General features: G+C 35.1%; 21 protein-coding genes, 1 pseudogene and 1 riboswitch. Of the genes and pseudogenes, 12 read left to right on the top strand and 10 right to left on the bottom strand.

What is annotated here, in order from left to right; all coding sequences use genetic code 11:
* Positions 1-56 precede the first annotated feature (56 nt).
* Positions 57-1160: a hypothetical protein gene (locus tag DJ93_RS09570; protein ID WP_042980507.1), complete on the top strand. Its 1104-nt coding sequence runs from the start codon at positions 57-59 to the stop codon at positions 1158-1160.
* A gap of 289 nt (positions 1161-1449) precedes the next feature.
* Positions 1450-1674 carry a hypothetical protein gene (locus DJ93_RS09565; protein ID WP_042980506.1) on the top strand — a complete coding sequence of 75 codons (225 nt, stop codon included), beginning with the start codon at positions 1450-1452 and terminating at the stop codon, positions 1672-1674.
* Between the two features lie 35 nt (positions 1675-1709).
* Here DJ93_RS09565 and DJ93_RS09560 read toward each other — a convergent pair whose 3' ends face one another.
* Genes DJ93_RS09560 through DJ93_RS09550 form a run of 3 tightly spaced genes read right to left on the bottom strand, consistent with a single transcriptional unit; the run spans position 1710 to position 4292 of the window.
* Positions 1710-2516 (bottom strand): ABC transporter permease, encoded by an 807-nt coding sequence (locus DJ93_RS09560; RefSeq protein ID WP_042980504.1) that lies wholly within the window; start codon positions 2514-2516, stop codon positions 1710-1712.
* The gene (locus DJ93_RS09555; protein ID WP_042980502.1) at positions 2509-3273 is read right to left on the bottom strand and encodes an ABC transporter ATP-binding protein; all 765 of its coding nucleotides are present in this window, start codon (positions 3271-3273) and stop codon (positions 2509-2511) included. The genes DJ93_RS09560 and DJ93_RS09555 overlap by 8 nt, the downstream gene beginning before the upstream one ends.
* Positions 3274-3284: 11 nt before the next feature.
* Positions 3285-4292 carry an ABC transporter substrate-binding protein gene (locus DJ93_RS09550; protein WP_042980501.1) on the bottom strand — a complete coding sequence of 336 codons (1008 nt, stop codon included), beginning with the start codon at positions 4290-4292 and terminating at the stop codon, positions 3285-3287.
* 121 nt (positions 4293-4413) lie between these two features.
* Here DJ93_RS09550 and DJ93_RS09545 point away from each other — a divergent pair, with 121 nt between their 5' ends.
* Positions 4414-4710, top strand: a complete 297-nt coding sequence (locus DJ93_RS09545; protein WP_042980498.1) for a DUF3986 family protein — start codon at positions 4414-4416, stop codon at positions 4708-4710.
* A 10-nt stretch (positions 4711-4720) separates the two neighbouring features.
* Positions 4721-4951: a hypothetical protein gene (locus tag DJ93_RS09540; RefSeq protein WP_042980497.1), complete on the top strand. Its 231-nt coding sequence runs from the start codon at positions 4721-4723 to the stop codon at positions 4949-4951.
* Between the two features lie 100 nt (positions 4952-5051).
* Here DJ93_RS09540 and DJ93_RS09535 read toward each other — a convergent pair whose 3' ends face one another.
* Positions 5052-6305 carry an ArnT family glycosyltransferase gene (locus DJ93_RS09535; protein ID WP_042980496.1) on the bottom strand — a complete coding sequence of 418 codons (1254 nt, stop codon included), beginning with the start codon at positions 6303-6305 and terminating at the stop codon, positions 5052-5054.
* A 281-nt stretch (positions 6306-6586) separates the two neighbouring features.
* On the opposite strand from DJ93_RS09535, the gene DJ93_RS09530 reads away from it, so the two are divergent.
* Positions 6587-8653 carry an LTA synthase family protein gene (locus DJ93_RS09530; RefSeq protein ID WP_042980494.1) on the top strand — a complete coding sequence of 689 codons (2067 nt, stop codon included), beginning with the start codon at positions 6587-6589 and terminating at the stop codon, positions 8651-8653.
* Between the two features lie 210 nt (positions 8654-8863).
* Here the strand turns inward: DJ93_RS09530 and DJ93_RS09525 are convergent, their stop codons facing one another.
* A complete protein-coding gene (locus tag DJ93_RS09525) occupies positions 8864-9673 on the bottom strand; it encodes an alpha/beta fold hydrolase (protein ID WP_042980493.1) in 810 nt (269 codons plus the stop codon).
* A 337-nt stretch (positions 9674-10010) separates the two neighbouring features.
* Between DJ93_RS09525 and DJ93_RS09520 the strand changes: the two genes are divergently transcribed.
* The 3 genes and pseudogenes from DJ93_RS09520 to DJ93_RS30315 form a co-directional block, all read left to right on the top strand.
* Entirely contained in the window at positions 10011-11240 is a 1230-nt protein-coding gene (locus DJ93_RS09520) for an ATP-binding protein (RefSeq protein WP_042980492.1), read from the top strand.
* A 27-nt stretch (positions 11241-11267) separates the two neighbouring features.
* Positions 11268-12488 (top strand): ATP-binding protein, encoded by a 1221-nt coding sequence (locus tag DJ93_RS09515; protein ID WP_042980491.1) that lies wholly within the window; start codon positions 11268-11270, stop codon positions 12486-12488.
* A 247-nt stretch (positions 12489-12735) separates the two neighbouring features.
* Positions 12736-13040: pseudogene (locus DJ93_RS30315) on the top strand (zinc ribbon domain-containing protein); the annotation flags it as partial.
* 77 nt (positions 13041-13117) lie between these two features.
* On the opposite strand, the gene DJ93_RS09510 reads toward DJ93_RS30315, so the two are convergent.
* A complete protein-coding gene (locus DJ93_RS09510) occupies positions 13118-14233 on the bottom strand; it encodes an MFS transporter (RefSeq protein WP_080743413.1) in 1116 nt (371 codons plus the stop codon).
* A gap of 248 nt (positions 14234-14481) precedes the next feature.
* A complete protein-coding gene (locus DJ93_RS09505) occupies positions 14482-15402 on the bottom strand; it encodes a Nif3-like dinuclear metal center hexameric protein (RefSeq protein WP_042980490.1) in 921 nt (306 codons plus the stop codon).
* 129 nt (positions 15403-15531) lie between these two features.
* Here DJ93_RS09505 and DJ93_RS09500 point away from each other — a divergent pair, with 129 nt between their 5' ends.
* Both DJ93_RS09500 and DJ93_RS09495 read left to right on the top strand, forming a co-directional pair.
* A complete protein-coding gene (locus tag DJ93_RS09500) occupies positions 15532-15855 on the top strand; it encodes an iron-sulfur cluster biosynthesis family protein (protein ID WP_042984174.1) in 324 nt (107 codons plus the stop codon).
* A 114-nt stretch (positions 15856-15969) separates the two neighbouring features.
* Positions 15970-16875 (top strand): DMT family transporter, encoded by a 906-nt coding sequence (locus DJ93_RS09495; RefSeq protein WP_042980489.1) that lies wholly within the window; start codon positions 15970-15972, stop codon positions 16873-16875.
* A gap of 28 nt (positions 16876-16903) precedes the next feature.
* Here the strand turns inward: DJ93_RS09495 and DJ93_RS09490 are convergent, their stop codons facing one another.
* Positions 16904-17125, bottom strand: coding sequence for a hypothetical protein (locus tag DJ93_RS09490; RefSeq protein WP_042980488.1), 222 nt, complete (start codon positions 17123-17125; stop codon positions 16904-16906).
* Between the two features lie 262 nt (positions 17126-17387).
* On the opposite strand from DJ93_RS09490, the gene DJ93_RS09485 reads away from it, so the two are divergent.
* Entirely contained in the window at positions 17388-17759 is a 372-nt protein-coding gene (locus tag DJ93_RS09485) for an ATP synthase subunit I (RefSeq protein WP_042980485.1), read from the top strand.
* A 283-nt stretch (positions 17760-18042) separates the two neighbouring features.
* On the opposite strand, the gene pckA is transcribed toward DJ93_RS09485, so the two are convergent.
* Entirely contained in the window at positions 18043-19629 is a 1587-nt protein-coding gene (gene pckA, locus DJ93_RS09480) for a phosphoenolpyruvate carboxykinase (ATP) (protein ID WP_042980483.1), read from the bottom strand.
* A gap of 228 nt (positions 19630-19857) precedes the next feature.
* Positions 19858-19980, top strand: a riboswitch (SAM riboswitch).
* Positions 19981-20149: 169 nt separating this feature from the next.
* On the opposite strand from pckA, the gene metK reads away from it, so the two are divergent.
* The gene (gene metK, locus DJ93_RS09475; RefSeq protein ID WP_042980482.1) at positions 20150-21349 is read left to right on the top strand and encodes a methionine adenosyltransferase; all 1200 of its coding nucleotides are present in this window, start codon (positions 20150-20152) and stop codon (positions 21347-21349) included.
* 39 nt (positions 21350-21388) lie between these two features.
* Here metK and DJ93_RS09470 read toward each other — a convergent pair whose 3' ends face one another.
* Positions 21389-21913, bottom strand: coding sequence for a GNAT family N-acetyltransferase (locus DJ93_RS09470; protein ID WP_042980480.1), 525 nt, complete (start codon positions 21911-21913; stop codon positions 21389-21391).
* Positions 21914-21919: the final 6 nt, after the last annotated feature.

Below are 21919 nucleotides of genomic sequence, written 5' to 3'. Positions count from 1 at the left end.
ATATTTGTGAAAAAATGATTATCATATTTTTGTAGAATGGAACGACGGAGGTTTATATGGGGAAATTGTATGGAAAGTTAGTATGTTTTATTATCGCAATCGGTTTAGTAGCAGGATGCGATGGACCGGTGGAAGTTGCTACTGAAAAAGAAGTTTGTAAAACTGAAGAAGAGTGTACAAAAATAGGGGATAAAATGCTTCAAAAAGTGTATAAAAAGATAGAGGGGCTTTCAGAGCTGGAAGTACCAGAAGAAGCTGTAGCGGAGGAACATACGAGTAGTAGTGATATGAAAGAAGCAGAGCAGAAAAAAGAAGATGATGAAAATTACTTCTTTTTAGCTTCGTATTATATTGACGGTGATGAAATTGTAGATCCTTATTTTGAAAAAATAGACCGGAAACGATTAAATAAAGCTTTCATCGAAGATAAAGAGGCGAAAGAAGAAGTACTAAAGCAACGTCAAGACAGAGGATATCATGAAACATTATGGGATATGTACAGCACTCTTATTCCTGCTAAATATCGTGATGATATAAAAGATTTTGACATGATAACAGATGGTTACGACGGAATTGTCGCTCATGTTATGCCAAGCATGGAGAATCCAAAAGAATGGGTACTTAGCTTAGATACACTTGATTCCGCGGTAAATATCGATGAAGCGATGAAAACATTAATTCATGAGACGGCTCACGTATTGACTTTAGGACATAAACAAATACCAGTAAATGAAGAGTATGTAAAGGCTTTTGATAAGGATAAAGATATTTCATCATATCGAAATAAATGTAAAGCTCTTTTCTTACAAGAAGGATGTGCGAAGGAGAGCTCTTATATTAATCAATTCTATAACTCTTTCTGGAAACAAATTGAGCAGGAGTGGAAAGAAAAGAAAGTGGAAGAAAATGAAGAAGCACAAATTCAATTTTTTAAAGATAAGCACGATCAGTTTGTTTCTGAATATGGTACCACGAATGTAGCAGAAGATATTGCAGATACATTTACAGCTTTTATTTTACAAGAGTCAAAAAAAGTAAAAGAAGGAACAGAACTAAAATATAAAAAAATTGCTTTTTTCTATCAGTTTCCTGAGCTTGTACAAATGAGGGCAGAAGTGTTGGCGGGGTTATATGATATTTCGAGGAATGTAAAGCAGTAAGAATAAGAAACCGCAGAGATTTTAAGTTTTCTGCGGTCTTTATTATGTATTAAGAAAAAGATGAAGATGTCATGAAACTGATCGTTAAAGGTATCTTTTTTCTTTTGAAAATCATATTGCTCTAACAATTTTAAAAGACTGAAAATTAAGTTTATTTTTCGCGTAGAAGAAGGAACTGAAACTTTAAAATAGAATAAGTATAAAAATGTCACAAAATAGACACAATTATAAAGCACATATTGTAGGGGCGATAAAGTGAAAATTTAATCTCAAGGAGGTAGTAGAGCGTATGAAAACAATTCTTGCTATTGCTGGTCTCATTTGGGTAATGTCTCACGGTGTTCCGATTTTTGAAGGAGAGCAAATTCGCAGTGCATTAAATAAACAATTTAATGATTATCGTATTATAGATCGAAAAGATAATGTCGTGACGGTGCGTGTAAAAGATTGTTTCCATGCAGTTACGGTTGCGAATGGTGCTGTAACGAATGATACAAAAATGTGTGATAAATAGAAGAAAGAAGCTGAATCCAGCATTATGATTTGGAATCAGCTTCTTTTTCGTTTTCCGATAAGGAGTTTTTCAAATCCTTCGACAAACACATACATAAGAGTTGCAAGGACACATGTAAGTAGCACGCTAAGTAAGACGAGTGTGAAATTAAAAACTTGGAATCCATAGCTAATTAAATAGCCAAGTCCTTGTTTTGAAACGAGGAGCTCTCCGAAAATAACTCCTACCCATGATAATCCAACGTTTACTTTTAACGTTGAGATGATTGCTGGGAAGGATGAAGGGAGAATGACTTGCTTATAACATTGCCATTTATTTGCGCCAAACGTATTCATTACTTTTATATAATTGGAGTCGACTTCTTGGAATGCGCTATAAATAACGAGAATGGTAATGATGATAGAAATGATGACACCCATTGCGATAGAAGATGAAATGTTTGGGCCGAAAATAACGATGATAATTGGACCGAGTGCAACTTTCGGCATCGCATTTAGTACAACAAGGTAAGGGTCAAGTACGCGGGCTAAAAGTGGTATCCACCAAAGAATAGTAGCGATAATAGCTCCAAGTACTGTCCCGAGAATGAAGCCGATCCCTGTTTCAAGTAATGTCGTCCATATGTGAATCCAAAGTGAACCATCACTCCATTTATTAAGGAAGAGCTCCCAAATGCTTGAAGGAGAGCTAAAGAGTAAAGGGTCAATCCACTCTTTTTTACTAGAGATTTCCCATAATAAAAAGAAGAGAACGAGCAGTAACAGTTGTAAAGAACGAGCTAACCATGCGCGTTGTCTTTCTTGTTTTCGAAACTGTTCATGTAGTTGTTTTATATTATCCAAGGCGTTCCAGCTCCTTCCATATTTCTTGAAAAAGGGCTGGGAAATCTAGGTGATGTCGTGCTTCTAATGGCGATAAGGAGCGGATACTCTCTGGGACAGTGAACGTTTTTGCTATTTTACCAGGGTTCGCTTGTAGTAAATAAATACGGTCACTCATCGCAATTGCTTCTTCAATATCATGCGTAACGAGTAATGAAGTTTTCTTATAACTGTGCAATAACGTAAAAACAAGATCTTCAAGTTTTAATTTCGTTTGATAATCAAGAGCTGAAAATGGTTCATCTAGCAAAAGGATTTTTGGATCTGTCGCTAACGTTCGAACGAGGGCAGCACGTTGGCGCATACCACCGGATAGTTCGCGAGGATATTGCTGTTCTACATCATGCAAACCGACTTGCTTTAAAAGCTTTAATGTATGTTCTTTCGTATTTTCATCATAAATTTTTCGAATGTGAAGTCCGAGCATAATATTTTCTTCAATTGTTTTCCACGGAAACAAGTAATCTTGCTGGAGCATATAGCCCATAGATGGGGTCTTAGTTGTGATCGGTTCACCATCTAAAAATACGATACCTTCAATTGGGTCTAATAGTCCGGCAATAATAGAAAGAAGTGTTGTTTTTCCGCAACCGCTCGGGCCAAGAAAAGACACAAATTCTCCTTCTTCCACATGCAAGCTCATATCTTCGAGGACGAGCTTGGCATTTTCTTTCGCAAAAAAACAGTGAGAAACGTTACGTATTTGTAAAAAACTCATACACTTCGCCTCTATTTCTTAATGACGCTTTCGGCAATTTTTGTATTGACGAGCGTTTCATGTGGAACTTCTTTTTGTAATTCACCAGCTTCTTTCATAATCGTTTGTAGTTGTTTCCATTCTTCTACATCCAATAGTGGATTTGTCGCATAAGAGTGTTGTTTTTTATAGCGTTCAATTACTTTTACCGTAATGTCCTTTGAAGTGTCTTTGAACAGAGGAGTAACAGCAACAGCAATTTCTTCCGGACTATGTGTATCAACCCATTGCTGTGCTTTATATAGTGCACGTGTAAATTTTTCGGCGGCAGCTTTATCTTTCTTCAAAAAACTTTCTTTTGCCATAAAAGTTGTATATGGAACAGTTCCAGATTCAGCTCCAAAAGATGCTACAATATAGCCTTTTCCTTCTTTTTCAAATATACTTGCAGTCGGTTCAAAGAGCTGCACAAACTCCCCTGTACCAGATGCGAAAGCATTTGCTATGTTAGCAAACTCAATATTTTGAATTAGATTTGTATCTTTGTGAGGATTAATGCCATTTTTCTTTAAAACGTATTCTCCAACCATTTGCGGCATACCACCTTTACGCTGTCCTAAAAACGTAACGCCTTTTACATCGTTCCAATTAAAAGATTCTAGTTTTTTACGTGAGACTAAAAATGTACCGTCGGTTTGCGTAAGTTGCGCGAAGTTGATGACTGGATCTTTTGCCCCTTGCTGATGAACATAAATAGATGTTTCAGAACCAACAAGTGCAATGTCAATTCCACCAGATAGTAGGGTGGTCATCGTTTTATCCCCACCCGCAGTTGTCTGCAAATCGATATCTAAACCTTCATCTTTAAAAAATCCTTTTTCAATGCCAACATATAACGGTGCGTAGAAGAGTGAATGGGTAACTTCACCAACGCGAACCTTTTGTGTTTTGTCTTTCGTATTTTCTTTTTTACTACTGCAAGCAGCAAACGTAAAAATAGCCAGTATCATTATACAAAAAACAGCTATAAATTTTTTCAATACGGGACACCTCCTAGAAGTCAATCTACTGGCATGATATGTAGGTAAGTGCCCATATGTGAGTGGACAGAGAAGGAATTTTTTAGGTAGTAAAGAAGTACACATATAAGGGGTGATAAAAATGAAACATGAATATGATGATAGCATGCATTTACATCTTGATTATTTTGGAGATGAGTATGATGTGGAATCGATCGCTTATAAGAGAAAGCATGAAGATGTGTGGGATGTCTTTTTTAATTTTAACGTATATGGAATTCAGAAAGATGATGTAGAGATGGGGACATTTATGGATGAATACGCCGGCTATTATGTTTTTTCTGTACATGCTCGTGATTTAAGCTGGGAATTTGGAAGTGCTCAGTTTGAAGAATGGATTTTGAGGAATAATATATTAGAAAAGACATTGCAAAAATAGGAGGAATTTTGTGGCCGATTTTTTAATTTTGTTACTTATATTTGTAGTAGGATTTCTTATTATGCAATTTCTCATTTACCAATTTGCAAAGAAGAATATTCATAAATATAAGGAAATGAAATGGATTCATATGTGGTTACATATGAATATGAAGAAAGGTCCGAAATTAGACTTTACCGATTTTACCTTTATAGTAATCGTATGTATCATATGGAAAATGTGGTTGCTACCTCTCATATAGTGAACTTCATAAAATTACCCAAATTGTTCATTAAAAGTATTGAAAAACAGAAATGTAATATAAAAAAGAACCTGCCAGTATAGACAGGTTCTTTTTTATATTACGCGCAATTTGTACGGAAAAATGGAATTTTCTGTGCAACGTAAACTAATCCATATGCAAGAATTAAGCACATAAGAGGATTAATGAAAAATCCATAGCGGTTAATTGCTAGGAATAAGTTTGAGAAGATGATGTAAATAACAGAGCTTGCTACTAACATCATAACGCGTTTATGTTTAAATGAATTTAGCATGAAGCAGAAACTGCTCAAGAATGTACCGATGATAAAGACTCTATGACACATTTGCATAAAGTTATGAATACGGTATTGGTCTACAGCAGGAGCAGTTTTGAACAGCTCGATTGTTTTACCGACAGTAAACCAAGAGAACCAATATGTGAAGTCTGTCTTAAATCCATTTTTGATTAAATCCTTCGCATATTCACCTTTATCTGATAATCCTTGTGCCTTCATTTGATTTACTACATTTTCATAGCCAATTTTGTTAAATGGATCTGCACCTGCAATTAATGGATCCGCACCTTGTGTTGAGAATAAAATAAATTGATGGAGCGCTAAATAGTTGCGAACAACCCATGCACCAATAATCAAGAACGGTCCGATGAGCCACAATAATCCGATTTTAATTGAGTCTTTAAATCCATATGTGAACAAGATGACAAGAACTGGAATAAGCATCATTGGAGCCGGATTTGGACGGAACATAAGTAAAATAGAAACAACAATTCCGAACCATATATGGAATTTCATCTTATTGTATTTCCATGCGAGAACAAATACATACACACATAATGCTAATAAGAATATGGAAGGAACTTCGGTTAATAATGTACGGAAGTATGTATAGTTACTCGGATAAATAGCATATAAAATACTCGCAACAATTCCATAAATATTTTTTTCAAACAATTCTCTCCCTATTAAGAATACTAATAGCACTGTACCAAGGTTCAGTATCATATTAATGACAGTTGCTACGTAATAGTAAGGTAGTGATGTAACATCAGAAATAATCATAGCGCCAGCTAATAATAGTGGTTGACCTGGTGTGATATATGCATTTTTTCCAGGCACTTCACTAGGTTCTAAATAAACATAGCCAAATACACCATGTTTTAATAATTGTTCAGCTGTTAACGAATAGTTAAACGCATCATTTGCACCATATGTTACTTTGACTAACTCTCCATCTAATCCTGGCTGTTTTACTAGACAAAAAACGTGTAAGAGGAAAGAAAGCGCCAAAATTGCATATACCGCTTTAGGTAAATTTTTAAACTTTTTTAGCAAAAATGAGCATCTCCTTTTGTATTAATACTTTCTTAATTCCTAATGGTATTAAGGATATTCAAAACATAATTATTATATCATAAAGTAGAATGGGGGAATTTAATTTCTCAATAATTCCCAATCGTTATTCGGAATTTTTACTATGTGTTAAGGGATAAGTAAGAAATTAAATTTAAAATAGAAGCAATTTTGAAGACGTGCTACATATTACAATGTTATTTTTATAGAAAGTGTCTTTACCGATGCGAGGTGAAATTAATAGATAGAAAAGAGGGAATGAATTGAAGTATGAGTCTGCACTTTATCATCTTCCGAGAAAAAGTATATTAATTTCTACCATCATAAGTGGTATGGTGACCTTATTAATAGCAACTATGTTTTTTATGATTTTAAAGTTTTTTAATTTAGATATGATGAAAGACTTTTTAAATCAAAAGTTTATTTTAAGCATAACGATTATTTTAATGTGGATTATCGTACTATATGTTACACATTTAAGTAAAAGGGAAACGGTTGAATTTAGGCCGTCCATTCGAGTTCATCTTATATTATTTTTGATAGCTCATACAGTAGCTTTATTTTATATTGTTCTACAAGTTAATATAGATTTCTTAGAAGCGATTAACTGGATTTACAATTATAATGGGCAGTTTATATTGAGCTTCATAGTAATCTATGCGATATATATTCTTGTGTATAACTTACTAGGAAAAGTCTTTTTAAGTGTTAGATTAACGAGCTACACCTTGATTTTTTTAGCTATTGTAAACTACTTAAAGCTTCTTTTCAGAGGAGAGCCACTATATCCTTCTGATTTTACACAAATTACACATTTACAATCCGTTATACCGATGGTTATAGATTATTTTAATTGGAAACATATTCTTATAGCTATTGTTTGTATTATGGTATGTATTGCGTTATGTATGTATATTCGGAAGTATATTAAAGAGGCAAGTGTCCATTTTATGACAAGAATCCTTTTCGTTATAGGATCAATTTTTGTGCTATATGCTTATAGTAATTACACAAATACATTTATGAATAAACTGTTTCAAAAATGGGGCATAGAATTTATTTTGTGGGATCAGACGGGAAACTATGCTGAAAATGGTCTCGTTTTAGGCTTTATCAGTAATTTAGATACAACAGTGATTGAAAAGTCAAAAGAATATTCTAAAGAAAATATACTTCAAATCGTAAATGATATAAAGAAACAGTATGGTGGTAACGTAGGGAAACAAAAACAGACAGAGAAACCAAATATTATATTTATTATGAGTGAGGCTTTTTGGGATCCGACGAAATTAACAAATCTTTCGTTTAGTGAAGACCCTGTTCCAAATTTGCATCAGTATATAGAAAACTTTCCAGGTGGACAAACAATATCCCCTACATTTGGAGGAAATACTGCCAATACAGAGTTTGAAGCATTAACAGGTTATTCAATGAGTTTGTTAAAGCCAGGTTCTATTCCATACCAACAAGTTGTTACAAATAAGAAAGAGATCCCATCGATTACTAGTACGTTGAAAAAAGAAGGGTACTATGCCAGTGCCATCCATTCTTTTGGTCGATCGTTCTTTAAACGAGATGATGTATACAATGTGTTAGGATTCGATCAATTCAATTCGCAAGATAAGATGAAAAATACAGAAATAGATGGAGATTATATTAGCGATTTATCAATGAGTAAGGAAATAATAGCCGAATTGAAGAAGAGGGAACAGCCTACATTTATTCATGCAGTGACGATGCAAAATCATTTCCCATTTACTCCAGGGAGATTTGGAGTAAATAAAGTAGAAATTAGTGGATTAGAAGAAGAGGCGAAGGCGGAATTAGAGACTTATACAGAAGGTTTAAGACGTTCAGATGAAGCGCTTCAATATTTAATAGAGCAATTGGATGATTTAGATAGACCTACATTATTGGTGTTCTTTGGAGATCATTTGCCGTCATTAGGAACGAATAAATCCCTTTATAAAGAGGCTGGATATATAACAAATGAAAAAACTCCAAGTGAACGATTAGCCATGGCAGAAACGCCGTTATTAATGTATGGAAACTTTGATTTACCAAATGACAATTTAGGCTTAGTAAGCCCAATTTATTTCTCAAACCTTGTTCTTGATTACGCAGGGTTAAATAAATCACCATTCTATCAATTTTTATCAGATTTATATCTAGAAATACCAGCACTTCGAGAGGAATTGAAGGTAGGAAAAGATGGAGAAGTGATAAAAAATTTAACAGCTAAACAGCAAGAAATGTTGAAACAATATAAATTTATTCAGTACGATTTACTAGTTGGGAAACAGTATAGTAAGGACATATTATTTAAATAGATTACACATAAAAAAGAACTTGTATATGCTACAAGTTCTTTTTCGTATATTAATAACGGGGTAACCAGGCAAGCCGGCTCAATCAGGGAGTATTACTTATATATTTAGTATAAAATAAAATGTAATCGTTTTATCGTTATAATTGTGAGAAATATGTGAATTATAACTGATTTTTAAATTATATAAGGCAAATTCTTTTTTATAAAGCGATTATGAATTTAAAAATTTTATCAGTTCTTTATTTAGCTCATCTGCTTGTTCAATTGGGGATCCATGTCCGCTATTTGTAAGGGGATATAGACTAGAACCTTTAATTTGTTTTTGTGAGAGTTCAGCGCTTTTGTAAGGGATGAGCTGGTCGTGAATACCATGGAATATTTTTGTTGGAACGTTAATTTTACTTAAATCTTTCGTTACGTCCTCGTTTGCTGCTGCCTGTAATATTTTAATAAGAGCGTATGAAGCAGACTGCATACCGAGGTAAGAAAACCATTCTAATGTAGCCGCTCCTAAGTTTCTATTAAAAAATGATAAGGATACATCACTAAGGAATTTAGGTAAATTCATGGACATTTGATTCATGAGGGCATCCGCTTGTTCTTTCGGTACGCCGTAAGGGGATGCTTCATTTTTTACGAAAGAAGGAGAGACAGCATCTACTAATACTAGTTTAGAAATGCGGCGTCCGTTATATCTTGACATGTAACGAAGAGAGAGAGCACCGCCGACAGAAAAGCCGAGTAAAGTAGCTTTTTCTATTTGAAGAGCGTCTAAGACAATTGCAATATCATCAGCTAATCGATCATATGTGTAACCGGTCCAAGGTTTATCTGACTGCCCGTTTCCTCGTATATCCATGGCGATGCAGCGGAAACCGTGTTGTGGTAAGATATTAAACTGATATTGGTACATTTGATGATTTAAAGGCCAGCCATGAACAAAGAAGACAGGTTTACTTCCAGGACCTGGATTAATGTCCTCGACAAAAATGTGTACATCTTTCTCAACCGTAACAAACATGATTTATCCCCCTATCCTATCAATACGCTCTATCCCAAAAACGCTGTTTCGTCACCCCTTAATAAATTCATCCGCAAGTAGTGTAGGGTGCTGTTCTGTTATTACGCCTGGTTTTCCTTCTATATTTAAAGATTGAATAATCGTATTTCCATTTTGGCAAGTACCCCCCATATTATACGTATTATTTTTCAGTCGTTTTATGCTTGCATATGCCTTGGAGATGTTTTGCCTATGGATTGATTTTCCTCTATTGTTTAAATTATCTTTGTTTGTCTATGAAAATCATTTATTATAATAAATGGTATTCATAGAAGTATCATTTTGAAGGGGTGTTGAAGTGAGAGAGGGGTTTATATCATATAAAGAAGAAAAAGGGAATGCTAAGATTTTCTTATGGGTATTACATGTTATTTTGATTGTATATGAAGTTGCATATGCAATTATATTAGAAGATAAAATGCCTTTAGTGAATTGGCATAAAGGGATATGGAAGATTGCATATATTATGACCATATTAGGCATTAGTGTTTATTTATTCGAAAGAGGAAAGGCACATTTAGTTAAATATACATATTTATTTGCATATATGGGGGCAGAGATTTTTAATTTTGGATGGTATGTATTTCATAATAAAGTGGCATTTGATGAAGGTAATGTGATCGAGTTTATTTTTATATTCTTCGTACCCATTTTTTTGAGTAAACGATATGTATTCTTCTTATCTCCATTTATTATAGGGAAATATATGATATATCTATTGGTATTTGGAGAAATGAATGTATTAGTATCGCTCGTTATATATGGGGTGTTACTTCTTGTATCATATATGATTTTAAATCGCTTTTTGCAATATCTTTCAGCAGTAAAGAAAAGTATTGCGGAGGCTGGTCAATCACAGAAGCTGGCAGTTGTCGGGAAAATGGCAGCGACAGTTGGGCATGAAATTAAAAATCCACTTGCTTCGTTGAAAGGCTTTACGCAATTGCAAAAAGAGAAGTATGCAAATGATTCAACATATGAGCAAATGATTTTTGAAATAGATAATATGAATAATATGATCAGTGAATTGATGGAAGTTGCTAGCTGTAAGCCATCCGTTTATGAAAAACATATTGTAAGTGACGTTGTATTACAAGCAATCGCAGATATGCGTAAAAAAATGGACGCATTAAATATAAGGTTCATTTTTAATGCGGAGCATAATAGAAGTGAAGTTGAATGTGATAAACGTAAATTAAAAGGAGTATTTTTATATGTCATAAAAAATGCTCTAGAGGCAATGGAACATGGTGGGACATTACAAATACAAATAGAAGATAAAAAACGAGAGCACGTAATTATAAGTGTAATAGATAATGGTCAAGGTATAAAAAAAGAGAACTTAGGACGAATTACAGAAGCTTTCTATACGACGAAACAAGATAAAATTGGATTAGGTCTTACAGTAGTGCAGCGAATTATTACAGAGCATCTTGGCGAATTACATATTTCTAGTGAAATAACAAAAGGGACAAGAGTAAATATTTTACTTCCGAAAAAGCATGAAAGTAACGCGATACAAGAGTAAGAGAAGTTGTAATAAAGGAGCCATCATATGAATAAAGGCTATATATTTGAAAAGGAAGAAATAAAGGCATTAAAGATATTTTTAAGTTTATTTTTTATCATATTCTTTGTATATGACTTTGCTGAAAAGTTGATCGTCCTTTTAAAGGGAGAAGGAAAAGAATCGGCAGAAATTTTCATGGAAGGTTTAGGTCCATGGTTATATGCTTCGATGATTTTATTATTCTTTACCGGAATATATTTTATGAAGTGGAAAAATCCATTTATTGTGAAGTATATTATTTTGATTGGCTACAATGTACTGGATTTTATTCATAATTTCCTTATTTATTATGGAAGTGATACTGAATTTGACGGTGGAAATATAGTAGAAGGATTTTTAATTTTATTCGCACCAATCTTTGTGAATAAAAGATATTTTTGGTTAGTGGCAGGAGTGATTGTAGGAAAATATGCGCTTATGGGCCTAGTTGTAAAATCTTTTATTATAGTTATCCCGATAGCGCTTTGTAGTGTATTTGCGATAATATGCTGGATTATACTTTTAAGATTTCAATCTTACATTCGTACACTTGAAATGATGGATAAAGAGATTCAGAAAACAGAGAAGTTGGCCACGATTGGAAAAATGGCAACGGTAATTGGATATAAAATTAGAAGACCGTTAGTGAAATTAAAAGAACTTATTGTAAGTCAGGGAGAAAAATATCCTGAGGATAAGATTTATAGTGAGATTATGAAGCAGGAAGTCGAGAGAATAAATACAATTGCGACGGAACTTATGGGATTTGAGAAATCTAAATTACTAGAATCAGACACTCATCATATAAAAGATATTTTGAACTATGTAATTCAAATTATAGAGAAATCAGCTTTGGAACAAGGGGTAAAAATTGATGCGATTTATAATAAAGATATCCCTTTGATTACATGTGATGAGAAGAAATTGAAACAAGTATTTTTAAATTTAATAAAAAATGCGATTGAAGCAATGTCAATTGGTGGAACGATTACTGTGGAAGCGAGGGGAGAAGAAAAGGTACTTATTGTGCAAATTCAAGACGAAGGCTGCGGTATTCCAAAGGATAAAATTTCAACTTTAAATGAAGCTTTCTATACGACGAAAGAACATGGAACAGGATTAGGATTAGTCGTGACAGATAAAATTATTAAAGATCATCGGGGAACACTGCGATTTGATAGTGAAGTTGGAGTTGGAACAACTGTTGAGGTTGTGTTGCCGATTTAATTATGAAGAGAGGGGAGATCCTCTCTCTTTTTTTCATTTTCCGACAGAAGACTCCCACCTCAAGGAATGAATAAGACATGGTCCGATGAATAGGTGGGAGATGAATGGCGGTTAGGTAAAAGCTTAAAGGTTCTTCTTGTGGAAGATTTGCTATGAGGTAACAGAATCAGTTTGTATAGAAGGTAAATGGGATAGTAGGAAGCATTCTAAAATATACGAGATGGTTTCATCATAAAAGTCCATCTAGAATCATAAGGTAGCGAAAGCGATACAAGAAGTATCTTGGTCACAATTCAGAACGATGCTTGCGTACAAGGCAGAGTGGTATAGTGGTATGGAAAACAAGTGGTCGTGGTATCGAAAACATTCGCAAGTTCTCAAATTTGTTCGCATTGTGGCAACAAAAATAAAGACGTGAAAGATCTAAACCTCCGTGAATGGAAGTGCCCTTCTTGTGGTATGCATCATGATAGAGATGTGAATGCAGGAAAAAATCTGAGAAAAGAGGCCTTAAGGCTTCTAACTGTAGGGACTACGGAGATCGCCTATTAATAGAACCGAGGGACACTTTGGTGTTCGTAGGAATCCCCCGCTTCAAACAACTCGTTAGAGTGTGAAGTGGGGGTAGTTCAATCATTTTTCATAAAACACTGAACGAGTAAGCAACCAATGAAATAGCATACTCCCATTGCGAAGAAGCCATGGCTAGTGCCGATATACCATGAAGAAGATTGGGTAAGAGTGCTTCCCATAATCGCAACCCCAACTAAAGCACCAACTTGGCGATTCACATTCAAAGTTGCTCCTGCGATATTTCCATGTTCATGGCCAGCTGCTTGCATCACGATTGTAGTCATAGCTGGAACAGATACACCAATGCTAAAATTTATAATGGCATATATAGTTGCTAATAACCAATAGGGTATATTAGGAGAAATAAAAGTTAATAAAAATGAACCAAAACTAGCAATGAGAAGAGAAATAAGTAATGGTGATTTAGAACCAAATCGAGTTGTTAGTTTTGCGAAAAGCAAGTTTCCAAATACAAAGACGGCCATCATCGGTAATAGCTGAATTCCAGCTAAAAAAGGAGAAGCATTTCTTGCATATTGCAGAAATAAGCTAAACATAAAGATGCCACCAAATAAGGAAAAGTTAATTAAAAAGCCAATTATATTTGCAGAAGAAAATTGTCGGTCATGAAATAAAGAGAATGGAATAATTGGTTGTTTCGAACTATGTTCCGCAATGACAAATAAACTAGCAGCTATAATGGTAATCGAAAATCCCTCTACTATTTGGGGAGAAATCCATCCGTAGGAAGGCCCTTCAATTAAACTAAAAGCTAGACTTGCTAATGTAATAATTCCTAAGGCGTGGTTAAAAAGATTTAGCTTTATGTGCTGACGTGTTGAAGGAGAAATCATACAGTAAGCCATGAAAATACCAATTATGCCAATTGGCAAATTAATAATAAAAATACTTCTCCATCCGAATGTTTGAACTAAAATGCCACTAACGAAAGGACCCATTCCTGAAGATATTGAAACGATAGCTGACCATACCCCAAACATTTTCGCTCTTTGTTTTTCATCCGGATAAGAGATTGCTAGAAGGCTGAGGGAACTGGGCATAAATAAAGCTGCGCCTATACCTTGTAAAATCCTTGCGATGATAAGAAAATTACTTGATGATGCGATAGCACAAAAGAGAGAGGCAATAACAAAAACGGTTAAACCAATCAAGTATTTTTACTTATTGATGAGACGAAATTTAATCAACGTAAAAATTTTAAAGCGCTACAGTTAGAATCAATAAATACCATTATTACAAATGATACGATTCCAAAGAATTTAGGAGATGTAGTAAAGAAATGCGGTATTGAAGTAATAAATGGAGAGGAATAAAGGGGGATTATGTTTTTCAAGTTCCGAATGAAATTTTGAGTATAGTAAAAAGAGATATGTAGCTAAGCTATATATCTCTTTTTATCTCAATACCACCACTTCTCTTGTGGAAGGAAAGTAATATTTACATCAAAATTTTCTTTAAACCAATCATGCATTAATGTTTTTTTAACTAAATATTCGGAAGCAGAGTGGGATACACCGATGAGTGACATATTTGTTTCTTTCACATAATCCATAATGAGTGAATATTTATGTCTGCCGTATTCGTTATCAATATGACAATGGATTTCTCCTGCAATGTAAGCTTCAGCACCTTTTTCTTCTGCTTCTTTCATTAAAGACACGACATCGCCGCAGCCAGCAATAATTGCAATTTTTTTGATGGAATCATGATGTTGGCCTTCGAAATCTACGTATGGGATGTGGAAAAGCTTCTTTAGATGTTGTTGGAGGCTCGTAGTTGATGTCTCATCTATTTCACAGATGAGACCGACTGGCTCGTTTTCAGGGCCACTGCAAGCAAATCCATCAATGACAGTAGCCTGTAATGCTTTTGCTATTGATATACTTGTTCCATATGTCTGATTGTAATCCATCGGGCTGTGACATGTGTAAATAGATAAATTTTTATCTTTTATAGCTTGTAAATAGTGCGGCTTAATTGGGATAAATCCACGTCCAGATTTCCCAAGTGGATCACCGCATTCCATAACGAGTGGATGGTGCATAAAGAGTAAATCGCCTGGCTTTGATTGTGAAATGAACTTTTCAAGAACATCATCTGTTGGGAATACAGCTAAAAAGACTGTGTTTACATTTTCAGCGCCGCGGATCATAAGACCGTTAAATAGTTCAACAAAATCCTCTTCGAAAAATTGCTGCCATGGAAACTGGATTGGATTATATACAGCTGGAATAAATCGGCTAAAGGCACCGTCTTTTCCGTATTTTTTAATTTGAAATAAATAATCAAGAGCGTATTGTATTTCTTTTAAGGCTGGCATAGTATTCCTCCTTTGTCACAGGTATTGTAACATTAGTCTCAATTTTCTGTATACAACAAACGGATGGAATTAAGAAAAAGAATGGTACAATATAAGAATGATATGAGAAGAGAGGATGAAGATTTACGTATGTACGTTACTGTAACAGATGCAGCATATAAAAAGATTATGGATACGATTCCAAGTGAAGCGAAATATATAAAGCTATTTTATGATAATGAAGGTTGCGGTTGTGTCATGAGCGGGATTATTGATTTAGTAGCCGTATCGGAGAAAGATGAGCGTGATGTAGATATTGAATCAAACGCATTAAACTTTATTGCAGACCGCACGAAGCTTGTATTTATGGATGATAAGTTAACTGTTGATTTACATCAATCTGGGGGGCATTTTCAACTGAAGAGCCCGAGTCAGTTTTATAATCCTAATATGAAGCTTCATATTAGAGTATAACAAAGACAGAGGGGAGTATATGATATGCTCCTTTTTCTTATGGGATTTTTTCACATAATGAAATGTACATATAATTGAATTTTCTGTATAATTTTCTTTGCGGAGGGGATACGCATGAGAAGATGGGGAATTGAATTATTAATTGTAAGCGTCGTTATTATTTGGGGAATCAATTATACAATTGCGAAATATGGACTTATAGAATTTACGGCGATTGAGTTTACGGCACTTCGTATGATGGCAGCGGCGCCGTTATTGTTACTGCTTACATTTTATAATGAAAAGTCGTTGTATATGGAGAGAAGGGATATGCCGAGACTAATCATGGTCAGCGTTGTTGGCATTGTACTGTATCAAACGTTATTTATGGAAACTGTGAAATATACATCCGCTACAAATGCTTCTTTACTCATTTCTATTTCACCCATTTTTACAACCTTATTTGCGATTTCATTTAAACAAGAAAAGTTTTCTTCGCGAAAGTTGATTGGTTCTATTGTGGCCTGCGCTGGTACAGCCCTTGTGTTACTAGCGGGACATTCATTCGCTGGTTCATTCTATGGAAACGGAATTGGGCTTATTACATCAATATGCTGGGGGCTTTATCCTATATTAGCAGGCCCGCTTATAAAAAAATATTCGGCACTTCGGGTAACCGCATGGTCAGCAGTTGTTGGGGCAATACCTCTTGCGGTATTAAGTGGTCTACAGATTTTTTCACTGCCATTTCACATTACAAAAGGAATGACATGGTTTGCGCTCTTGTATTCAATTTTCTTTGTAACAGTATTCGGTTTAGTCATGTGGTATGTTGGTGTGCAAAAAATTGGTGCGTCTCACACGATGGTGTATATGTATATGACGCCACTTGTTGCTGTTTTATTTGCGGCAGTGTGGGCGAAGGAATATATTTCATTACAGCAAATCATCGGAGGGATCATTATTTTCTTTGGTTTATGGCTTGTAAAATCTGAAAAAGCAGAGGATGTTTCTACTCTACAAGAACCTATATCAAAATAGGAAAACAGATCATTCATGATCTGCTTTCCTATTTTTTTATTTTTGGTAAAAATATGAGAAATAGAATGGCTGTAATAAGTGGAATTAAATTAAGAAAAGGTATTCGAAAGAGTGCAATAAGAATAATACCTGGAAGAAGGACACCGAGGACAGCATAGAAGATGCTATGATTTTTCGTGTACCAATATAATGAGAGCCCAATAAGCGCAGGGACAATGAAATGAATAAGAGCCATTAAAAAATAAATCATTAGACGCCCCCTTTATTTGTGTGCTTACTACATCATATCCATATGTTCATAGATTGATATCATTTTTTTCATAAATAGACGGAAAAAGTTGAAAAAATGTCACAAAATTCGATGTTAGCATATTAGAAATCTTGTATAATATTATTTCCAGAAAATATTTTAACAACATAAACATGATGTTTATGTTGTTTTTTTAGTTTGAATGTAGCAGATGAATTCTGATGATATGTAAATAAATTTATAAAAGTTAAAGGAGTACAGCATGATTAGTATGTCACTAAGGGCGTTTAAAATTCAAATGTATTATTTGCTAGGCGTAATGTTAATAGGTTGGGCGCTGACACCTTTTTCAGCACATTTTTTAGGTGCAGGAATCGGGCTTATTGTCAGTATGTATTGCGTTTGGATTTTAGGAAGACGTATTGAAAAGCTTGGAGAGAGCATTGTAAAAAAGACGAAGGCACCAACACTTGGTATGTTTAATCGCTTCGCAGCAGCGATACTGGGTGCAATTATTATGTATGAAATCGAGCACCATATGGTTATGTGGGCATTTGCAGTTGGGATTATGGGTGGTTATTTCTTGATCATTATTAATTTAGGATATTACAGTATGAAAGATGAAAAGAACTAAAAAACGACATAGAACACTCCTTTTTAGATGGAAGAGAGCATCTATCTATAAATGGAAGCGGTCAAATCCTTTTCCTGTTCAATGTCAAGTCAAAACAAAGAAACCAAAACATCGGTCACAGATTATAAAAGAAAGAGACTTACGATTTTATCGTAAGTCTCTTTTTTATGTAAGTATGTGTAACCATCAAGTCGCATTGGGTTTTGTCGGTGAGTACGCGAAACTTTCTAGTTACACTATACTTATTCATATGAGTAAAGGGTCATTCAACAGAAATGTTGTATTAAGCGATTGGACCGCCTAGATTGATAATATCTTCAGAAGCGCTGTCAAACTTTTTGAAGTTCTCTTTAAATTTGCTTGCAAGCTCAATTGCTTTCGCTTTGTAAGCAGCTTTATCAGCCCATGTTTGTTCAGGCATTAATACTTCATCAGGTACACCTGGTACGTGATGAGGAACTTCAAGACCGAAGATATCATGTTTTGCAGTTTCTACTTTATCAAGTTCACCGTTTAATGCTGCTTGCACCATTGCACGAGTGTAACCTAAGTTCATACGCTTACCAACGCCGTATTCGCCACCAGTCCAGCCAGTGTTTACTAAGAATACTTTCGCATCATGTTTCTCAATTTTTTCACCAAGCATTTCAGCATAGCGAGATGCATCAAGCGGTAAGAATGGTGAGCCGAAGCAAGTTGAGAATGTAGCTTGCGGAGATGTAACACCACGCTCTGTTCCTGCTAGTTTACTAGTGTAACCGCTTAAGAAATGGTACATAGCTTGTTCTTTTGATAACTTACTGATTGGAGGCAATACGCCAGATGCGTCAGCAGTTAAGAAAATAATTGTATTTGGATGTCCTGCAACACTCGGCAGTACGATATTATCAATCGCATGCATTGGGTATGCAGCACGTGTATTTTCTGTTAAAGTTGTATCATTGTAGTCTGCAACTCTTGTTTGGTTATCAATGACAACGTTTTCTAATACTGATCCGAATTTAATTGCATCGAAGATCTGTGGTTCTTTTTCATGAGAAAGGTTGATACATTTTGCATAGCAACCGCCTTCAATATTGAATACACCGTTATCAGACCAGCCGTGCTCATCGTCACCGATTAATTTACGGTTTGAATCAGCAGATAAAGTTGTTTTACCTGTCCCAGATAAGCCGAAGAATAAAGCGACATCGCCTTCTTCACCTACGTTTGCAGAGCAATGCATAGAAAGAATATCTTGTTCTGGAAGTAAGAAGTTCATAATAGAGAAGATAGATTTCTTCATTTCTCCAGCATATTCTGTACCACCGATCAATACGATACGTTTTTCGAATGAAACCATAATAAATGCTTCAGAATTTGTACCGTCAATTGCTGGGTCTGCTTTAAAACTTGGTGCAGAAACAATTGTGAACTCTGCTTCATGAGTTTTTAATTCTTCTTCAGTTGGACGAATAAATAATTGATGTACGAATAAATTATGCCATGCATATTCGTTAACAACTTGAATTGGTAGGCGATAGTTACGATCAGCGCCTGCAAACCCTTTAAATACGAATAATTCTTCTTTTTCTTTTAAGTATTCTAATACTTTTGTATATAATTTATTAAAATGTTCTTCAGAAATCGGTTGATTCACAGCTCCCCAAGCAATTTTATCTGCAACCGATGCTTCTTCCACAATAAATTTATCTTTAGGAGAACGTCCTGTGTATTTTCCTGTTGAAGCAGAAACCGCACCAGTAGAAGTTAATTTCCCTTCATTTCGCATTAATACTTTTTCCACTAATTGCGGAACACTTAGTTGAATCTGTGCATTGCTTCCGTTCAATAATTCGTGTAAACCAATTTGGACATTCACAGTACTCATATTTATATACCATCCTTTTCATTTAATGAAATATTTCTCGTAATCCCCACCAAGAGTATAACACAATTATATAAATAATGTATACTATTTATTTGTTTTTGTTTGTGTGAATGTATTATTTCCTTATTAATATTTTATTCTTTATGTACTGAGAAAAACTTTCAAGAAAATGTGAATATTAATTGACAAATGAATATCATTTCTTTAGTATAGGTTGGGACGGATACTCTCTTATCCCGAGCTGGCGGAGGGACAGGCCCGATGAAGCCCAGCAACCTCACTTGTAACGGTAAATAACAAGTGAATAGGTGCTAAAACCTGTGCGAGGCTACAGGTCTCGAACGATAAGAGCGAAGGGCAAAAAGCAGTATGCAAGTAGCAAATTAAACCTTTCCTCTATGTTAAGTAGGAAAGGTTTTTCTGTGTGCTTGTGTGGGAGAATAAATGCATGTCGCAGTTTGTGGCAAATTAAGGATGAGTTCCGTACAATATATACAATTACTGTAGGGAGGTTTACCACATGACAAAAAAACGTCATCTGTTCACATCTGAGTCTGTAACTGAAGGACATCCAGATAAAATTTGTGACCAAATTTCTGATTCAATTTTAGACGCGATCTTATCAAAAGACGCAAATGCACGTGTAGCTTGTGAAACAACAGTAACAACTGGTTTAGTATTGGTAGCGGGGGAAATTACGACTTCTACTTACGTAGATATTCCGAAAATCGTTCGCGAAACAATCCAAGGCATTGGTTACACTCGTGCAAAATACGGATTCGATGCAGAAACTTGTGCAGTTTTAACATCTATCGATGAGCAATCTGCTGACATCGCTATGGGTGTTGACCAAGCGTTAGAAGCACGCGAAGGTCAAATGACTGACGCTGAGATTGAGGCAATTGGTGCGGGAGACCAAGGTTTAATGTTTGGTTTCGCATGTAATGAAACAAAAGAATTAATGCCACTTCCAATCTCGCTTGCTCACAAATTAGCTCGTCGTTTAACAGAAGTTCGTAAAGATGAAACATTATCATACTTACGTCCGGATGGAAAAACGCAAGTTACAGTTGAGTATGATGAAAATGGTAAACCTGTACGTATCGATACAATTGTAATTTCTACACAGCATCACCCAGAAGTTACATGGGAAGAAATCGATCGCGATTTAAAAGAGCACGTAATTAAAGCTGTAGTACCAGCAGAATTAATGGATGAAGAAACGAAATTCTTCATTAATCCAACTGGCCGCTTCGTAATTGGTGGACCACAAGGTGATGCTGGTTTAACAGGACGTAAAATTATCGTTGATACTTACGGTGGATACGCTCGCCATGGTGGTGGTGCATTCTCTGGTAAAGATGCAACAAAAGTTGACCGTTCTGCAGCATATGCAGCTCGTTATGTTGCGAAAAATATCGTAGCAGCCGGTCTTGCTGAGAAAGCAGAAGTACAACTTGCATACGCAATCGGCGTAGCACAACCGGTATCAATTTCAGTTGATACATTCGGCACTGGTAAAGTATCTGAAGACGTATTAGTAGAACTAGTTCGTAACAACTTCGATCTTCGCCCAGCTGGTATTATCAAAATGCTAGACTTACGTCGCCCAATTTACAAACAAACAGCAGCTTACGGCCACTTCGGACGTACTGATGTAGATCTTTCATGGGAACGTACAGACAAAGCTACAACTTTAAAAGAGCAAGCTGGTCTATAATATATGAAAAAAGCTTTGCGCCACACGCGCAAAGCTTTTTTATTTATAATCATGCTGGAGTAAAGCAAATAGTTCAATATTATGCCACGCACCATTTCGAAATACTGCTTCTTTACACGTGCCTTCTTGTTGAAATCCAAGGGACTTATATAATTTAATGGCCCTATCATTAAATGAAAATACACGTAAAGAGATGCGGTGCAAGTTTAATTCTAAAAATGCATAGTTTAACAATAAAGTTAAAGCTTCTTTTCCGTAGCCTTGCCCCCAATAATCTTTTTTTCCAATATCAATCATGCATTCAGCATTTCGGTTATGTGGGTCGATATGAATTAAAGATGTAATACCAATTGGAAGGCTAGTTGCTTTCTGCTCGATGATGTAGCTCTTAGAAGTAGGAGAATGAATAAACTGTTGACAAAATTGTTCTATTTCTTGGAAAGAGTACGTATCAAGATTAAGGCTAGTCGTATTCATAACTTCGCTATCATTTCGCCAATGGTAATACGTTGGAATATCTCCTTCTGAAAACTTTCGTAAACGGATACGATTTGTTTCGAACAATTTGAT

It is taken from the genome of Bacillus clarus (assembly GCF_000746925.1).
In the GTDB taxonomy this organism is placed as follows: domain Bacteria; phylum Bacillota; class Bacilli; order Bacillales; family Bacillaceae_G; genus Bacillus_A; species Bacillus_A clarus.
This window is presented reverse-complemented; position numbering and strand designations above follow the sequence as displayed.

What these genes read in the sequence shown, in the direction of transcription:
- DJ93_RS09570 (WP_042980507.1), top strand. Translation starts at nt 57, where the DNA reads ATGGGGAAATTGTATGGAAAGTTAGTATGTTTTATTATCGCAATCGGT.
- DJ93_RS09565 (WP_042980506.1), top strand. Translation starts at nt 1,450, where the DNA reads ATGAAAACAATTCTTGCTATTGCTGGTCTCATTTGGGTAATGTCTCAC.
- DJ93_RS09555 (WP_042980502.1), bottom strand. Translation starts at nt 3,273, where the DNA reads ATGAGTTTTTTACAAATACGTAACGTTTCTCACTGTTTTTTTGCGAAA.
- DJ93_RS09545 (WP_042980498.1), top strand. Translation starts at nt 4,414, where the DNA reads ATGAAACATGAATATGATGATAGCATGCATTTACATCTTGATTATTTT.
- DJ93_RS09525 (WP_042980493.1), bottom strand. Translation starts at nt 9,673, where the DNA reads ATGTTTGTTACGGTTGAGAAAGATGTACACATTTTTGTCGAGGACATT.
- DJ93_RS09515 (WP_042980491.1), top strand. Translation starts at nt 11,268, where the DNA reads ATGAATAAAGGCTATATATTTGAAAAGGAAGAAATAAAGGCATTAAAG.
- DJ93_RS09505 (WP_042980490.1), bottom strand. Translation starts at nt 15,402, where the DNA reads ATGCCAGCCTTAAAAGAAATACAATACGCTCTTGATTATTTATTTCAA.
- DJ93_RS09500 (WP_042984174.1), top strand. Translation starts at nt 15,532, where the DNA reads ATGTACGTTACTGTAACAGATGCAGCATATAAAAAGATTATGGATACG.
- DJ93_RS09495 (WP_042980489.1), top strand. Translation starts at nt 15,970, where the DNA reads ATGAGAAGATGGGGAATTGAATTATTAATTGTAAGCGTCGTTATTATT.
- DJ93_RS09490 (WP_042980488.1), bottom strand. Translation starts at nt 17,125, where the DNA reads ATGATTTATTTTTTAATGGCTCTTATTCATTTCATTGTCCCTGCGCTT.
- DJ93_RS09485 (WP_042980485.1), top strand. Translation starts at nt 17,388, where the DNA reads ATGATTAGTATGTCACTAAGGGCGTTTAAAATTCAAATGTATTATTTG.
- pckA (WP_042980483.1), bottom strand. Translation starts at nt 19,629, where the DNA reads ATGAGTACTGTGAATGTCCAAATTGGTTTACACGAATTATTGAACGGA.
- metK (WP_042980482.1), top strand. Translation starts at nt 20,150, where the DNA reads ATGACAAAAAAACGTCATCTGTTCACATCTGAGTCTGTAACTGAAGGA.